Genomic DNA, 18204 nt, shown 5'->3' on the forward strand with positions numbered 1-18204 from the left:
TCAATTCAAGTTCCGTAATAGAACTTGGTTTTTAAGCTTTTAAACTAATAATGGTTTAGTTAGAAATAATTTCGAAACTATGATTATTAATTTCAATCATGGTTAACGCCTTTGAATAATTTAATAAAAAAGAAACGACTTCTTTTCTTGGTTTCATTGCCTTAATGGATAATGATTTTTTAGAGTAAATTTTTGCCATGTTGTATTAATTAGTTTTTATTAATAACGCAGCATATATCTAAATATTGTTAATTAGTTAAAACAATTTGATGTTTGTCAATAACTTTTCTCAAGTTCATTAAAGCGTAACGCATTCTACCTAAGGACGTATTAATGCTAACTCCTGTAATTTCTGAAATTTCTTTAAAGCTCATATCCTGATACATACGCATCACTAAAACTTCCTTTTGGTCGAGAGGCAGCTCTTCGATAAGCTTCTTTATGTCGCTTTCTACTTGATCAGATATAATTTTATTTTCTATCGTAGGGGAATCATCAGACATTATCGAAAAAATAGAAAACTCTTCAGTTTCTCTAAACATTGGCATTTTCTTATTTTTTCTAAAATGATCGATAATAAGATTGTGCGAGATTCGCATAACCCAAGGCAAAAATTTCCCCTCTTCATTGTATGAATTAGACTTTAGCGTTTTGATTACTTTAATAAAAGTATCTTGAAAAATATCGTTTGAAATATCTCTATCCGAAATTTTTGAATAGATAAAGCCGTAAATTCTTGATTCATGCCTTTTGATTAATGTAGATAGTGCTTCCTCGTCACCTGCTACATAATTTTGTACCAATAATGCATCCGGGGGTTGTGTATGAGCCATAGTTATACCTTTTAGTCTAGTTTGAAATTTGGAGTAAATTTTCTAAAAAGTAGTGTTATACTATAGGCTGGATTTAATTATGGTTTCATTTAGTAGCCAAATTTAACAAATATTTACGCTAACAAACAAATAAATTTAAGAAAAATTAACGGCCTAAGCATTAAAGTATTAAAAACAAGGAGTTAAAGATTCTATTTAAACATTTTTAAAGGATCACAAAAAACTTGTGACCCATTAGCACCCTCAATTATAGCATCCTAAAGAGAAATAAATTAATTGTAAAAGAGCTGTTTTTACTCTAAAAAAAAAAGTAACAAGTTTAAATTTACTTGCTACTTTTCTTATATTTCCATCAGCTATTTATTGATATACTCTAATATAATCCACAGAAAAATCTTGTGGAAAAATGGAATCATCAACATCTGGCCCTCCAAAATTTCCTCCAATTGCCAAATTAATAATAAAATAAAAAGGTTGATCATACGGCCAGGTCGCTTCCGTCTTATGCTCTGGATTAAAAGTATATACTAAAATAGAATCTACAAAAAAGTCTATTTTATCTTTTGACCAATCCATAGCATAGATGTGAAACCCTTCTTCAATGTTTTCAAACTTTGTTTTTTTAGTGTTGATAGTATTTCCGTGACTATCCTGTGTATGCAAAGAAGTAAAAACCATATCTGGTTCTCTTCCTACATACTCCAAAATATCAATTTCTCCACATTTAGGCCAACCTACTTTATCAATATTAGATCCCAACATCCAGAAAGCTGGCCATATGCCACTCCCAACGGGTAATTTTGCTTTAGCTTCAAAGTACCCGTATTGAAATTCTTTTTTCCCTTTGGTTGTGATTCGGGTAGAAGTATATTTAAGCTCTTCCTTTTTAGCGGTAATTATTAATCTACCTTTTTCTAATTTATGATTTTCATTGGTATATAATTGACGTTCACTATTGCCCCAACCACAATTGGGGCAACCGTCTCCAAGTTCAACATTCCAAATTGCCTCGTTTAATTTTTTGCCATTGAAATTTTCCTCCCAAACCAATTTTTTTCCTTTTGGCTGTGCCAAAGAAATTGAACATACCATCAATAATATTAAAAATTTATTCATTTACTAGTTATTTAGATATTGAAAATCTCCTTCTAAGGTTTGAGCAGAACTACCACCAACAAATACTTTAAAATCGCCCGGTTCAGCTTCCCATTTTAAATTAGCAGTAAAAAACTCGATTGTTTTTTTGTTGATTACAAAAGACACTTTTTTAGACTCATTAGGTTGCAATTCAATCATTTCAAATCCCTTTAATTCTTTTACTGGTCGTGTTACCGAGGCAAACAAGTCACGAATATACAATTGAACAACTTCTTTACCTGTGTATTTTCCAGTATTTTTTATTGTAACAGATACTTCCATTTGACCATTGTCTGCAAATGATTTTTGACTTAATTCTAAATCAGAATATTTAAATTTAGAATAGCTTAACCCATAACCGAATGGGTATAACGGAGTATTCTCTACATCAATATAATGTGACCAAAAAACACTTTCTGGTTCATTCATAACTGGCCTCCCTGTATTTTTATAATTGTAGTAAATGGGTACTTGACCTACATTTCTTGGGAAAGTCATTGGTAGTTTTCCGCTCGGATTATAGTCGCCATACAAAACCTGTGCGATCGCATTACCGCTTTGAGTCCCTAAATGCCATGCTTCCACTATCGCGGGAATATTTTCGTCAGCCCATGGAATAGCGAGTGGTCGTCCATTATTTAAAACCAAAACAATATTAGGGTTCGCTTTAAAAATTGTTTCTAACAATTCTTGTTGTACTCCAGGCAATCCTAAATCTGTTCTACTTCTACCCTCTCCTGATTGCAATCCGTGTTCTCCTAAAACCATTATCACAACATCAGCCTGCTTTGCTGCAGAAATTGCTTCTGGAAAACCGCTTTTGTCTGTCATATTAATTTTAGTCTCCCAAACAAATTGGGTTCTTCCGACACTAACATCAGCTCCTTTGACATAGTTAAGTTGATTTCCTTTATAGCCTTGAAGTCCCTCTAATACTGAAACAGCACTTTCGTCATCTGCCGCAATTCTCCAACTCCCCAACGGACTCGTTTTATCATTTGCCAATGCTCCTATAAGAGCAATTTTTACGCCTGATTTTTTAAGAGGTAACAGTTCGTTTTCATTTTTTAATAAGACAATTGATTTTTTTGCCATATCCAAAACTTCTTCTTGAAACTTAGCACTTCCAACCGTTTCTTTTTCACGAGTTTCATCACAATACTTATATGGATTATCGAATAACCCCAATTCAAATTTCACTTTAAGGATTCTTCTAGCAGCATCATCAATTAGATTTTCGCTTACTTTCCCTTCTTGAACCAATGCCACCAAATGCTCTACATAAGCACTGGATTCCATATCCATATCAGAACCTGCATTAATCGCAATTTCGGCAGCTTGCTTGCTGTCTTTTGCATAACCATGAGCAATCATTTCGTTGATCGAACCCCAGTCAGACACTACAAAACCATCGAATTTCCAATCGCCTTTTAAAATCTGTCTTTGCAGGTATTTATTTCCGGTGGCAGGAATTCCGTTCAATTCATTGAAGGAATTCATAAAAGTTCTTACTCCGGCATCGACAGCCGCTTTAAAAGGAGGAAATATAACATTCTGTAGAGTAGTTTCACTTACATCAACTGTATTATAGTCTCTTCCCGATTCTGCAAAAGCATACCCTGCAAAATGTTTAGCACAAGCTAAAATAGTGTTTGTGGCAGCTAAATCAGTTCCTTGAAAACCTTGGACTCTTGCTACTGCAATTTTACTTCCTAAAAAAGGATCCTCACCTGCCCCTTCCATTACTCTACCCCATCTCGCATCTCGCGCAATATCAACCATAGGCGCAAAAGTCCAGTTAAGTCCTACTGCTGAAGCCTCCTCTGCAGCCATTGCAGCCGATTTTTGTATAGCTGCCATGTCCCAGCTTGCTGACTCAGCTAGTGGTATAGGGCTTATGGTTTTATAACCATGAATTACATCAAATCCAAAAATTAAAGGAATACCTAATCTTGTTTCTTCAACTGCAATTTTTTGCAATGCTCTTACATCCTTTACCCCTTTTACATTAAGCATTGAGCCTACTAAACCCTTTTTTAAATCATCATACTTTTTTGCAGCCTGTCCCTCTTTAGGAGAAGGTCCTGTTATTTCCCAAAAACCATTGTATTGATTGAGTTGCCCAATTTTTTCTTCTAAGGTCATCAATTTCAAAACCGAATCTACTCTGATTTCTAAAGGATTATCTTTCACGTAAGAAACCGATGGTTTCATTATTTTGTCACCACAACCCACTACTAAAAGGGAAACTGTAATGAAGGGTAACATCAATTTTAAATTATTTTTCATGTATTTCATTTTTTCATATTATTAAAATTAAAAGGCCGGTAAAACACCCGACCTTTTTAATCTCTTTAAATAAATACTTACTTATTATTGATAAACTCTTACATAATCAATCTCCATTGAAGATTGAGTAAATGCGGGATCTACCGTACCTCCAAAAGTCCCTCCCATAGCTACGTTTAAAATCATGAAAAAGTCTTTATTGAATGGCAGACTACTAACATTTGCCACAGTGTGGTATAACACATCATCTACATATATTTTTACTGATGCTGGAGTCCAAATAGTTTTATAAACATGAAATTCAGTAGAAGCATTGGTAATTGTTTTAGTACTTCCATTTGCATTACCGCCAGAAAAGCCTGGATAATGCAAAGTACCATGAATAACATTGGGCTCATTTCCTTTGTGTTCCATAATATCTATTTCTCCACAACCTGGCCATGTATTAGTTGCGTAATCTGAACCTAACATCCAGATCGCTGGCCATGTTCCTCCACCTGCTGGCAATTTAGCTCTTACTTCTACTTTTCCATAAGTAAACTTGTACTTACCTTCTGATTTTAATCGAGACGAAGTATAACCAACACCTACTTTTTTGGCAGTAATTTTTAAACTTCCACCCGCTACTATTACATTATCTGAACTATTAGTATAGGTCTGCAATTCGCTATTTCCCCAACCACCAGCACCTAAGTCATAAGACCATTTGGCTGGATCAGGTGCACCATCAGTATTAAACTCATCCGAAAATTTAAGTGTTGTATAATCAGTAACCGCTTGTGTTGGTTTTGTTGTGGTAAAAATCATATACCAAGCTAAACCTGTATTATTCGCCTGTACAAAACGCACAGCCATACGGTTATCTGTTATTGATAGAATTTCATAAGAGCTTTGTCCTACATAGTACCCCATAAATCCTCCGTCAGAGAAATTCATAACCGTACCTCTTGTTTGAGTCAAACGATCGGCATTGCGCATTATGACTGATTCTGAAGGGCTTAAAGCTACCGTTTTAAGTCCTCCTGTATTATAAGCCAAACAAGCATCATTACTTCCTGTTCCACCACCTACGCTTAAGTAAGCACTGTTAAAAAATGTAGAGCCACCATTATCTAATTTGAATTTCATGATACCGCCATCCAAACTGAACGTTAGCACATTATCATAAAAACAACTAGTCGCCGCTGCACCTGCTTTTTCAAACGCAACCGCTTGGTAATAATTTGGATAATAATTCTTAGTAGCGTCGCCATCATTCTGCCCTACACCTAAATGGCCTGGTTCTGACGCAGACACGTACCATTTTTTAGTAGTACCACCTGTCAAAAGCTTAATAGCCTCCGCATCTTCGAAATTACTTTGCACTTTTACTTCAACAGTACTATTCGTCGACACTCCCCCAGTACCTGAAGCAACCACAGTTACAGTATAAGAGTTAAGACCCACTTTTGTGAAAAGTTTCTCCAAAACACCACTTGGTGCGTTTGAAGACGTTCCATCAGGGAAAACAAATTTATAGGATATCGCATCATCTGCGGTTGCCGTAAATTTAACTTTACCGGAACCATCACCATTTGGGTTCGCTGCTGTTTTACCAATCAGCTCTACTGCTACTTGCAAATTTGTAGGAGCCTGTAATGAACCGAAAGTAAAATCATCTTTCGAACAATTCACCATTATTAACAATATAAAAATGGAGATTGTGTTTATAATTATTTTTTTCATCTTTTATGTTTTTAGTTGGATTGTTTAATATCGTCAAAATAATAGGTAGCTCCGGTTCCTGTTTGTCCAAAATCAAAGAACACAACCACTCTTTGATAATCATTAGAATTTATAACACCTGGAAAATCAAAAGTCAGTTCTTCCCAACCATTAGCAACTGTAGATGTAGCATCAACTTCAATATTTGTCGCATCAGTAGCTACTTTTTTCTCCAATTTCATTTTTACTACAATTCCAGCTTTTGGAGACCAAACTTTCATTTTAATCTTTTTCATCACCGCAAAATTTATAGGGCTATCTAAAGTCAATGAACTACCTGCCCATACTTCGGCTCCGCTTCCTTTTGTAAGGGCTCCTACTTTTGTAGAAGTATTGATTCCTGTAGCATTTTGATTAGCAATAACAGCTGTGTTTGCCCCGCCGAAATTCCCAAAATTATAGGTCAAAGTTGCTGACTCAAAAGAAAGAGGTAAAACTAAAGTTTCAGCACCACTAACTAATTCTATATCATCATAAAAATAATCAACACCTGTACCTGGCTTTCCGAAATCGAAAAACACTACAATTCTTTGGTAATTATTTGCATTGTTAATTGTTGTAAAATCATAATTCAATTCTTCCCATCCATTAGCAACGGTTGTAGTGACATCTACTTCGACATTAGTCGCGTCAGTAGCTACTAATTTTTCAAGCTTCATTTTTATCACAATTCCAGCTTTAGGTGACCAAACTTTCATTTTAATCACTTTTTTAGTTGAAAAATCGATAGGAGCAGCTAATTCTATTGTAGAACCAGCCCAAACTTCAGCTCCAACTGGCTTAGTTAATTTGGCTACTTTAGCACTTCCATTAACTACTCCAATACTTGGATTGTTTGCACCAACAGAAAAAGCGCCTCCAAAATTTCCAAAGGCAGGTACTGCCGTTTCAAAAGTGATTGGTAAATTGATAGGGTTTGAAATAACTACTGTTTGTGTACTGGTTGTTTTGGCTACTCCACCACTCAAAGCCACTATTTTTACTACATAACTTCCAACTGCTACATAAGTATGGCTAATGGCTTCTCCTTCCATGAAATCTACTGGTACTTCATTGGCTACATCTCCAAAGAAAACTTGGAAATAGGTTTCTAACTTGGCTGTAGCCGAAACTGTAATTGAGAAATTATCTCCTAAAACTGGACTAATAACTGGTGCTAAATTGGTAGGCGCAAGAAAAGACACCGTTACAACTTGAGTAACTTCAGTTTTTTTACCGTTTAACGTCGTTGCAACGATTTTTGCATTATAAACTCCTTCTTTATACGTATGATCTACTGTTGCACCCGCATTTACATATGCAGGCTCCGTTGTTCCGTCTCCAAAAAGTATTTCATATTGCGCAACTCCTTCACCTCGTGGTAAAAAAGTAACCTTTCCAGTATTATCTTGAGTCACTGTGGTTAATGCTGAAATGTTTTGTGGCGCAACTAAAGCGTCCAAATCAACGTCTAAGTTGTCTTCTGAACACCCTAAAAAGAGTGCAAAAACAATAAGACTTGCTATTAATTTTAAATTTTTCATAATTACTGTTTTTTTAATATCCAGGGTTTTGCGTCCAATTTCCGTTTGCAAATTGAATTTCCTCAATTGGAATAGGGAATAATTCATTTTTTCCAGCTGTAAATCCAGTTATTTCTTGAGCCGCTTTTTTAGTTCTCACTAAATCAAAGAAACGGTGTCCTTCACCAACTAGCTCTATTTTTCTTTCTGTCAAAATAAAATCAGTTAATGCTGCTCCTGATGCTGAAATGTCATGATTAAGATCTCCGAAAGCACGCCTTCTAACTTGATTCAAGTATCCTCTGGCTTTAACATCACTCAATCCACTTCTATTAAAAGCCTCAGCTGCCATCAATAAAACATCCGCATAACGTATCGATCTGTAATTATTAGGATTAGTCAAGTTTAAATCTCCTGCAGCTTTTGTGCTTCTTTTTCTTGGAATATACTTTCTATTAAAGTACCCAGTGTCTTCATACCCTTTACCATAAGTAGCACCTGTTTTTGTTGCCCAATCTTTAAAATCTAAAATGGCAACAGCCTTACGATTGTCTCCTACCTCAAAAGCATTCACAATTTTAGGTGTAGGAATATTAAAACTAAAACCAGATGTAAATAAAGTTCCAGTATAGTTCCTCGGTCCGCTAAAACCAACAGCTACATTTCCTTCACTACATTGTAAACAATCAAAACTAGCTCCTTTAACGTCAGAGTATTGTACTTCAAAAACGGATTCAGCTCCATTTTCACCCTCCGCTTCAAAAATCGAATTGTAATCTGCTACAAGTGAATAATTCCCTGCCGTGATTAAACTTTCTAAAGTAGTTGCGGCTTTAGGAAAGTTGTCTTGATATAGATACGCCTTCCCTAAAAGTGCCAACGCAGCTCCTTTTGTTGCTCTTCCCTTTTGTGAAGGCAAAGCGGCTAAATTTTCAGAAGCGTAGATTAAATCAGCTTCAATTGACGCATACACCTCTTTAACCGTAGAGCGTGGAATAGTTTTTTCATCTCCAACTTTGAAACGGGCATCCCCTTTCATAGGAATACCACCAAACCATTTTACCAATTCAAAATGGTAATATGCTCTAAGGAAACGAGCTTCAGCAATAACTTGCTTTTTACCATCAAAATTAGTTTTATTTTGAAACTCTAAGATGTAATTAGCTCTGTTCACTCCTGCAAACATCCAGTTCCAAACATCTCTTAGGTTACTGTTTACCGGAGTATGAATCATATCGTCAACTTGCTGAAAACCAATGACATCAGTTTGACTCTCTCCACCTGCTAAGGTATTGTCAGATGCAATTTCACCTAACAGTACATTTACATAAGAGGATTGTAGTAAGTCGTAAGTCGCCACTAGCGCATTATCATAATCGGATTTAGAATTAAAATAATTCTCAGAATCTATAGAATATGCTACATCTCGATTAACAAACTCATCGCTGCAAGAAACGGTAAGAGTTGAAAAGATTACTATAGTAGCAATTGTAAAAAATATATACTTTTTCATTTTAATATTACTTAAAAATTAATATTTAGACCTAACAAATAGGTTCTTGGAGTAGGATAAAAACCATAGTCAATTCCACTACCAATCGGATCTCCATTGGACGCTCCTGGATCAAAACCTCTATATTTTGTAAAAGTGTACAGGTTGTTTACTCCTGCATACAATCTCAACTTGGTAATACCTGCTTTTTCTGTATATCTTGAATTAAGTGAGTATCCTAATTGCACGTTTTGAATTCGCACATATGAAGCATCCTCTACAAAATAGTCCGAGAAAACATTATTTGCCGTAGCTCCTGTGGTAACTCTAGGCGTCACACTAGTTGTTCCTTCCCCTGTCCATCTATCCAAAACATAATTCAAACGGTTAGCATCAGAAAGTGTTCTTTCATAATTTCGCACCATATCATTTCCTACAGAAGCAAAAGTGAATACTGCAAGATCTAAGTTTTTATAATTCATCTGCAAATTGAACCCCATCGTCGCTTTTGGAATTGGGTTTCCTAAATTAGTCCTGTCTTTTGCATCTATAACATTATCTCCATTTACATCAACATAACGAATATCTCCAGGTGCTGCATTAGCTCCTAAACCTATCTGTGACGGATGTGCATTAATTTCAGCTTGATTTTGGAAAATACCATCCGTTTTATATCCATAGAAATAACCAATAGGAAGGCCTACTTCCATTCTTGATGGAGCAGGTTGGCCAACACCAAAGACTCCTCCTTCTATAAAACCGGTACCATTGTTTACTTCCAATACCTTATTCTCTAAGAAAGTAACATTATAACCCGCACTCATAGAAAAATTATCAGAAAATGAGTTTTTGTAATCAACAGAAAATTCAATCCCTGAGTTTTTTACTGTTCCAGCATTTACTGTAGGTGCGCTTGCTCCAGGAGCATAATTTCCCGTAATTCCAGAAACAGGAATATTTGGAATCAATAAATCTTTTCTTGTATCCGTAAAATAGTCAGTAACTATCGATACCTTATTATTAAATAATTTTAAGTCTAAACCAAGATCAAATTTTTGAGCTTGTTCCCACTTCAAATCTGGATTCGGTATTTGACCGCTTGCTGTTCCGTTTACTAAAGTACCATCAAAAACATAAGTACCTTGACCGCTAAGTTGAGAAACATAACCATTATTAGGGATTTGATCGTTTCCTAAGGTTCCATAACTACCTCTTAACTTCATGAAATTTACTAGTTTTGAATCACCGTAAAAACCTTCATCAGAAATTATCCAACCAGCAGTAAAAGAGGGAAAATAACCCACTTTATTACCCGGTCCGAATTTTGTGGAAGCATCACGTCTTAGCATTGCTGACAATAGATATTTCCCCTTGTAATCGTACTGCATTCTACCAAAATAAGATAGTCTTCTTTCATCATATACATAAGAGCCATTCGTTTTAGCTTCCAAAAACCCAGTAGTCAGTGAAATATCAGCATAATCCCAAGAATTGTTAGGTACGTCATAGCCTGTTGCGTTTAATGAGCTACCCCACTCTTTATAAATAGTATTTCCAATTGTTCCTACGAAATTATGATTCTCGCCTATTGTTTTTGTGTAAGTTCCAAAAATATCGAACGAATAATTATTATCATTTACATCTTTTTGAAAAACAGAACTTCTTTGCACATCAAAAACTTTTCCTCCATAATTAATTTCTTTAGCAAAAACTTTTTCTTTACTGTTAGATGTATTAAACCCCATAGAACTAGATAATACAAACCCATCAAAAAGTTTATATTCTAAACCAAAATTTCCATTTAACTTCTTGAAATTATAATCATTATAGGTATTAGCAACTTGAGCTAAAGGATTTATTATTTCATTTCCCAAACCTGTTGTGCTCGGCACTACAGTAAAATCTCCATTTGCACCGTAAGGATTTAACGTTGCAGGAGTATTTAAAGCATTAAACAAAACAGAACCTAATCCATCCTCACTTAATGTTTTACGATTAAAATAAGTATAAATAACGTTTGTTTTTAATTTTAATTTATCTGAAACGTCAGCCCCTAACGACACTCTAGCAGTATTTCTTAAAAACCCAGACTTGTTACCGCCAATAATACCTTCTTGATCTAAATGGGATCCACTTACGGCATATGTGACCTTGTCTGAACCTCCGGAAATTGATATATCATGATTAATAATTGGAACGCCTTTATTAAAAACCTCTTTTTGCCAATTTGTCCCCTTCCCAAGTCCGCTTACATTAGAAAAAGGAACTGGATTACCTCCGTTTGCATAACTTTCATTGAGCAATAATGCATACTCTGTCGCATTCAACAGGCCAAGCGACTTGGTTGTTTCCTGAAAACCTGTATAGGAATTGAAACTTATTCTTGGCTTTGAATTCTTTTTACCTGTTTTTGTTGTTATCAAAATAATACCATTAGCACCAATAGTTCCGTAAATTGCTGCTTGTGCATCTTTTAAAACGGTAATAGTTTCAATGTCATTTGGATTTAACAACCCTAGTTCTCCAACATACCCATCTATAATAGTTGTTGGTCCGTTTTCTCCGTTTGTTGCAATACCCCTGATACGAATATCTAGCTTCGCCCCTGGTGCTCCAGAAGTTGATGTCACATTAACACCAGAAACAGTTCCTTGCAAGGCTTGTTCAATTTTAATAGGTTTTAAAATTTCCAATGTCTTGCTATCTACAGTAGATACGGCACCCGTTACTTCTCTTCTTTTTTGACTTCCGTAACCAATAACTACTACTTCTTCTAAACTTTTAGCATCTTCTTCTAATATGATGGTCAGATTAGTATTGCTACTGTTTACTTTATATTCAAAATTTTTATAACCTATATAAGAGAATACAAGCGTAGCTCCTGATGAAATTTTCTTTAGAGAGAAAGCACCATCAAAATCGGTTACGGTACCACTAGCCGAATTTTTAACTTGAATATTAGCTCCTGGTATTGGTAGACCAGAACCTTTCTCCTTTACAATTCCTCCAACATCATAACTTTGGGCAAAACCGAAAGTCGAGAAAAAAAGGAAAATAATTAATAGATAATTTGATTTCATAATTTGTGTTTTTTGTGAATTATAAAATTACACTGCTAACACTAAATAATCATCAAAAAGAACCTTTACAAAAAACATACAATGCAAAAAAAACAGTATTTAATTCATAATAATATTATAAAACTAAGAAAACGGCCTGTTAAATAACAAAATACCCAAAAGCATAAAACAAAAAAACCACAACAATAACGTTAATGTTGTGGTAATGTATAGGTAATATACCGTAATAGTTACAATACTATACAGCCAAAATATATTCTGCAAGGCCTTGCTCGTGTACTAATCCCATCTTTTTACGCAATCTATACCTCTTTATCTCTACACTTCGTACTGAAATATTTAACATAGGAGCAATCTCCTTTGAAGTAAGATTCAGTCTTAAGTAAGCACATAATCTTAAATCATTTGAAGTCAGAGAAGGATGCAGTTGCTTTACTTTTTTGAAGAAATCCTTATCCGTATTTTCAAATGCTTCTTTAAAAACACTCCAAGAATCCTTTCCTGTTATATTTTTATTAATCGTAGAAATAACCGATTTAATACTTCTGTTTTCATCACTGTTTGTCTTTTTTAAATCTTCTTTTATAAACTCAAGCAGCTCGTTTTTACTATTCAAACTCATTGTAGAAGCGGCTAGTTCTCTATTTTTTACATCTACATCTTGAGAGAGTTGCTCATTTCTCACGCGCATTAATTGGTGCTCACTCTCAAGTTCTTTTATCTCTAACAAAAGGTTATTTTCTTCAATAAGCTTGTCTTTTTGCTTTTGATAATAACTTTTATATTTCTTGTGAATAACCCGAGCTAACAATAATAATAATATGAAATAGAGAAATAGCGCCTGATTAGTACCATACCATGGTTTTTGAATTCTAAAATTATAAACAACTACTTTTTCGAGTGTTGTATTCGCAAATCTTGCTCTCACTTTAAACACATAATCATGTGAAGGAAGGTTTTTAAAATTTACCGATGGTTTTGCACTCCAGTCGCTCCACTCGTTTTGAAAACCTTCTAGTAAATACTGATACTCTGCATTGATATACTTATTGTATTCTGGAACGGTATAACTAAAGGTTACGTTGTTTTCATTATAATTAAAAGAACCTTCTGTGGTTAACGTGATATATCTAGGCTCCTCATTTAATTTATTAGCGGTGACACTTGATAAAGAAATCCAATAATCATTAAAAGCAAGCTCATTAATATTCATAATATAATAACCATCAGTAGTGCCAAAAAGATAATCTGAATTAGAAATCTGAGCTATATTTTCGTAGCCCAACATCGAATTTGTTAAAGAAACAGGAATGGGAATACTATTTTTTTTAAGCTGATTACTTAATTTGCTTGAAGAGAAATAACTGATGTAATTTTTAGAAAACAACCAGATTTTATTCGTATTATCAACAATCATCTTTCCAGAAGTATATTCATCATTTTCAAAAACTGAACTTAATAAAGTATCTTTTTCAAATAGTTTGGTTTTATTATTTAATTTAAAAACACCTAATTTATAAGCATAATATATGACGTTATTAAACTTTACCAAGCAAGCATTTTTCCCTTTTTTAGGATTTGCATACGTTTTAATTACTTTTACATTATCTAATTTAACATTACAAACTAATCTGAATACACCTTTATATTCGTGGCTCACATAAATTTCATTGTCTTTTGTTATTTCGAAATATTTTGAAGAATAATCAAATCCTTTTATTTTATTTCTAAAAACCCACTGATTATTAACTTTTTGCAAAACAGATATTCCATAGTAATTTCCCTGTAACAATAATGCTTTGTTTCCTGGTACGGTTTCAAATTTCCAAGTTCCTGATTTAGAAAAAATAGGTTTAGCTGAACTATTTTCAATAATAAAAGTACCGGTATCGTGTCCGCAAAACAAAGTTTTATCGTATTCAAACAGTGACCAAACCTGACCTTTAGTACCTTTAATAAAAGTAAATCTATCTTGAGTATTATAGTTCCTATAGAACAATCCTTGATTTGTTCCTACATACAATTTTCCGTTAAAAAGTTTGGAACAATATACGGTCCCTAAAGCGCCTGTATCATCAACATAACTTCGAATAGGCGATTGCATATTGATACAGTTTATTCCGTTATCTAAACCTACCCAAAGATTTTTTTCGGCATCTTCAAATAATGAAAGTGCTGTATTATTACTTAACCCTTGATTTTGAGAAATATGGTACTTTATTTTTCCTTGATTTGATAAAACAAAAATCCCGTTAGAAACCGTTCCAATAGCGTAGCTCCCATCCGAAAGCAACTGACTACTATAAACACTACTATTTGATAACTCAGCATCAGCTTCGGTAATAAACTTAGTCCATTTTAATCCTACTAATTTATAAAAACCGTCTGTTTGTGTCTGAATTAAAAGTCCGTCATCGGATGCAAAAATATTAACTACTCTGTTATTTTTCAAAATTGTACTATTCGAAATCAACTTACTCTTTCCGCCTTCTATTTCGAACAAATCACCAGTGACCGTTTGGAAATAAATAGAATTTTTAGTTCTAAAAGATCGAAGTATGCCCGAATTAGGCTTAATAACCTTAAAAGCCTTCGTTTGGAGATCATAAATGTAAATTCTGTTCAACGATTGAAATAAAACCCAATGCTCATAATTTAAGATATTCCAAAATTGTTCGTCATCAAGAATTGTATTTTTTAATTTCTGACTTAAAGAATTGTATTGCAGCCTTCCATCCGTATTTCTTTTCCAGAAACCAAACTCCATGTAGCTCCCCGTAAAAACTTTTCCATCAATTACTTTAACGGATCTAATAATTGTTTCGTTAGAAGAAGGGTACAACTGCCAGCTAGCACCATTGTATTCTAAAAGCCCTTCGTTATTGGCAAAAAAAACATATTGATTTTGATCCTGAGATATCATCCAATTTTGATTTCCTGCGCCATAATGATTCGGGGCATATTTCACTATTGGAGGCAACTCCTGCGAAAAAGCAAAAGAAGAAACGAAGACGAACAGAATATATAATTTTGTTTTCAATGGGTTTGGGATTTATTATATTTCAAAAATAAAACTAAAAACGGCATTTATCATCCGAAAAGAAATAATTAAACTATACAGCATGAAAAATTAGGATGCAAAAACCAAATCTAATTTAAAATATTAGAATTAGCTAAAATTTGTGATTCGTTCAATCCCTTTTCTCTATTCAAAATTGATTACTTTTGTGAAAACACATTATTTTTTATGCAAGTTGACTTTTCCAAAATAGATCCAAAGAAAAATATAATAATAAAAGGGGCACAAGTACACAATTTAAAAAATGTGGATGTTGTGATTCCGCGCAATAAATTAGTGGTAATCACTGGTCTTTCTGGCTCCGGAAAATCCAGTTTAGCCTTTGACACCTTGTATGCTGAGGGACAACGCCGTTATGTAGAAAGTTTGTCTTCTTACGCCAGACAGTTCTTGGGAAGACTAGACAAACCTAAAGTAGAGTACATTAAAGGTATTGCACCTGCTATTGCCATTGAGCAAAAAGTAAACACTACTAACGCTCGTTCTACAGTAGGTACTTCTACTGAGATTTACGATTATATGAAATTGTTATTTGCCCGAATCGGGAGAACCTTTTCACCAATTTCTGGTCAAGAAGTAAAAAAGAATACGGTTACTGATGTTGTTGCTAATGTCAAAAAACTTGATTTAGAAAGCAAATGGCTACTCCTCGCACCAATTCATCTCGAAGAAGGTCGTAAACTAGAGGATAAGCTTAAAGCATTGTTACATCAAGGGTTCGCTCGAATTTTAGTTGACAATCAAATGATTCGTTTAGACGAAATCGATCAGCATCCACTAGACAAAAAAGATATATTACTAATAGTTGATCGAATTGTAGTAAAAGACGAAGAAGAATTCTTTAATCGTCTTGCTGATGCGGTGCAAACTGCTTTCTATGAAGGAAAAGGTATCTGTTATTTACAAGAATTAAATTCTGATAAAAGGTTTTCTTACTCCAATAATTTCGAACTCGACGGAATTACTTTCCTAGAGCCAAATGTTCATTTGTTTAGCTTCAACAACCCTTACGGCGCTTGTCCAGTATGTGAAGGATATGGAAACATTATAGGTATCGATGCTGAACTAGTTACCCCAAACACTTCTTTATCTGTATATGAGAATGCCATCTTTCCTTGGCGAGGCGAAAGCATGAGCTGGTTCCGCGATGAACTGGTCAACAACGCTTACAAATTTGATTTCCCCATTCACAAACCTTTCTATCAGTTAACCGACGAACAAAAAGAGTTAATATGGCAAGGAAACCAATATTTTCAAGGTCTAAATGACTTTTTTAAAGAATTAGAAGAAAAAAATTATAAAATACAAAATCGCGTGATGCTTAGTCGTTACCGTGGCAAAACAAAATGCCATGCTTGCAAAGGAAAGCGTTTGCGCATTGAGGCTTCTTATGTAAAAATCAATTCAAAAACGGTTTCTGACTTAGTCGATTTACCAATTAAGCATTTAGTTACTTTTTTCGAAGGAATCGAATTAGACGTCTATGAAAAACAAATTGCAAGACGTTTGCTACTAGAAATCAATAATAGATTGTCTTTTTTAACCGAAGTAGGTTTAGATTATCTAACCTTAAATAGAAACTCTTCCACTCTTTCCGGTGGAGAATCACAACGCATCAACTTGGCTACTTCACTGGGAAGTAGTTTAGTGGGGTCGATGTATATCTTGGATGAGCCAAGTATTGGGTTACATCCAAAAGATACCGAACGCTTAATAAAAGTATTGATTTCGCTTCGTGATTTAGGAAATACTGTTATAGTCGTTGAACACGATGAAGATATTATGAAAGCCGCCGATATGATTATCGATATTGGTCCTGAAGCCGGCTCCTTCGGTGGAGAATTAGTTGCTCAAGGTACCTATGAGGAAATTTTAAAATCTACTTCATTAACCGCGCAATATCTTAACGGAGATTTAGAAATTTCAGTCCCAAAAAAGCGTAGAAAATTCAAAAATTTCATCGAAATAAAAGGAGCTAGAGAAAATAACCTGCAAAATATTGATGTTACTTTTCCATTAGATGTACTTACGGTAATCACAGGTGTTTCTGGAAGTGGAAAAAGTACGCTGATTAAGAAAATATTATTTCCTGCCATGCAAAAGAAACTAGATAATGCAGGTGAAAAAGCAGGTCAGTTTAGCGAGATCTCAGGCTCTTTTTCTCAAATAAAGCACATTGAATATGTAGATCAAAACCCGATAGGGAGAAGCTCCCGTTCAAACCCTGTGACTTACATCAAGGCGTATGATGACATAAGAGAATTGTATGCCAAAGAAAAATTGTCTAAAATAAGAGGTTACCTCCCAAAACACTTTTCTTTTAATGTCGATGGAGGCCGATGCGAAACCTGTAAAGGAGAAGGTTCCATCAACGTAGAAATGGTTTTTATGGCCGATGTTCAATTGCCTTGCGAAACTTGTAATGGTAAACGATTTAAGAAGGAAGTACTTGAAGTTACTTTTGCAGGAAAAAACATCAACGATATCCTGACCATGACTATCGATGATGCGGTAGCATTCTTTGAAACTAACGAGCAACATAAAATCACACAAAAACTAAAACCATTGCAAGATGTAGGTTTGGGCTATGTTCAATTAGGGCAATCCTCTTCTACTTTATCCGGTGGTGAAGCCCAAAGAATAAAACTAGCTTCTTTCCTTGTAAAAGGAGCAACAAAAGAAAAAGCATTGTTTGTATTTGACGAACCCACAACGGGATTGCATTTCCATGATATAAAGAAACTTTTAGCCTCTTTTGACGCCCTGATAGAAAAAGGACATTCGATACTAGTTATAGAACACAATCTGGATCTTATAAAATGTGCCGACTGGATCATTGATTTAGGCCCTGAAGGTGGCGAAAACGGAGGACAATTACTAGCCGTTGGAACTCCGGAAGAAATTGTAAAAAACAAAAAGTCAATTACCGCTCATTATTTAAAAGACAAACTGTAAGCAAAATAATATAGACAAAAAAAATAGCCTTGTATAAAATACAAGGCTATTTTTTTTTTACTTAAAACAGTTA

At 34.5% G+C, this 18204-nt stretch carries 10 protein-coding genes; 1 reads left to right on the top strand and 9 read right to left on the bottom strand.

Going from position 1 to position 18204, the window contains the following annotated elements; translation table 11 throughout:
- Positions 1-55: 55 nt before the first annotated feature.
- The 9 genes from QO200_RS13355 to QO200_RS13395 form a co-directional block, all read right to left on the bottom strand.
- Positions 56-199, bottom strand: a complete 144-nt coding sequence (locus tag QO200_RS13355) for a hypothetical protein (RefSeq protein WP_371540947.1) — start codon at positions 197-199, stop codon at positions 56-58.
- A 49-nt stretch (positions 200-248) separates the two neighbouring features.
- Positions 249-833, bottom strand: coding sequence for an RNA polymerase sigma factor (locus QO200_RS13360; RefSeq protein WP_371540948.1), 585 nt, complete (start codon positions 831-833; stop codon positions 249-251).
- Between the two features lie 360 nt (positions 834-1193).
- The gene (locus QO200_RS13365) at positions 1194-1949 is read right to left on the bottom strand and encodes a family 16 glycosylhydrolase (protein ID WP_371540949.1); all 756 of its coding nucleotides are present in this window, start codon (positions 1947-1949) and stop codon (positions 1194-1196) included.
- 3 nt (positions 1950-1952) lie between these two features.
- A complete protein-coding gene (gene bglX / locus QO200_RS13370) occupies positions 1953-4259 on the bottom strand; it encodes a beta-glucosidase BglX (protein WP_371540950.1) in 2307 nt (768 codons plus the stop codon).
- 84 nt (positions 4260-4343) lie between these two features.
- Positions 4344-5984: a family 16 glycosylhydrolase gene (locus tag QO200_RS13375; protein ID WP_371540951.1), complete on the bottom strand. Its 1641-nt coding sequence runs from the start codon at positions 5982-5984 to the stop codon at positions 4344-4346.
- 11 nt (positions 5985-5995) lie between these two features.
- Complete coding sequence (locus QO200_RS13380) at positions 5996-7546, bottom strand: hypothetical protein (protein ID WP_371540952.1); 1551 nt, start codon at positions 7544-7546, stop codon at positions 5996-5998.
- A 13-nt stretch (positions 7547-7559) separates the two neighbouring features.
- Entirely contained in the window at positions 7560-9038 is a 1479-nt protein-coding gene (locus QO200_RS13385; RefSeq protein ID WP_371540953.1) for a RagB/SusD family nutrient uptake outer membrane protein, read from the bottom strand.
- An 11-nt stretch (positions 9039-9049) separates the two neighbouring features.
- On the bottom strand, positions 9050-12097 hold the full coding sequence (locus tag QO200_RS13390; protein WP_371540954.1) for a SusC/RagA family TonB-linked outer membrane protein: 3048 nt from the start codon (positions 12095-12097) through the stop codon (positions 9050-9052).
- A 238-nt stretch (positions 12098-12335) separates the two neighbouring features.
- A complete protein-coding gene (locus QO200_RS13395) occupies positions 12336-15137 on the bottom strand; it encodes a triple tyrosine motif-containing protein (protein ID WP_371540955.1) in 2802 nt (933 codons plus the stop codon).
- Between the two features lie 207 nt (positions 15138-15344).
- Here QO200_RS13395 and uvrA point away from each other — a divergent pair, with 207 nt between their 5' ends.
- Positions 15345-18131 (top strand): excinuclease ABC subunit UvrA, encoded by a 2787-nt coding sequence (gene uvrA / locus QO200_RS13400; RefSeq protein WP_371540956.1) that lies wholly within the window; start codon positions 15345-15347, stop codon positions 18129-18131.
- Positions 18132-18204 lie beyond the last annotated feature (73 nt).

Source organism: Flavobacterium sp. Arc3 (assembly GCF_041431375.1).
Lineage (GTDB): Bacteria > Bacteroidota > Bacteroidia > Flavobacteriales > Flavobacteriaceae > Flavobacterium.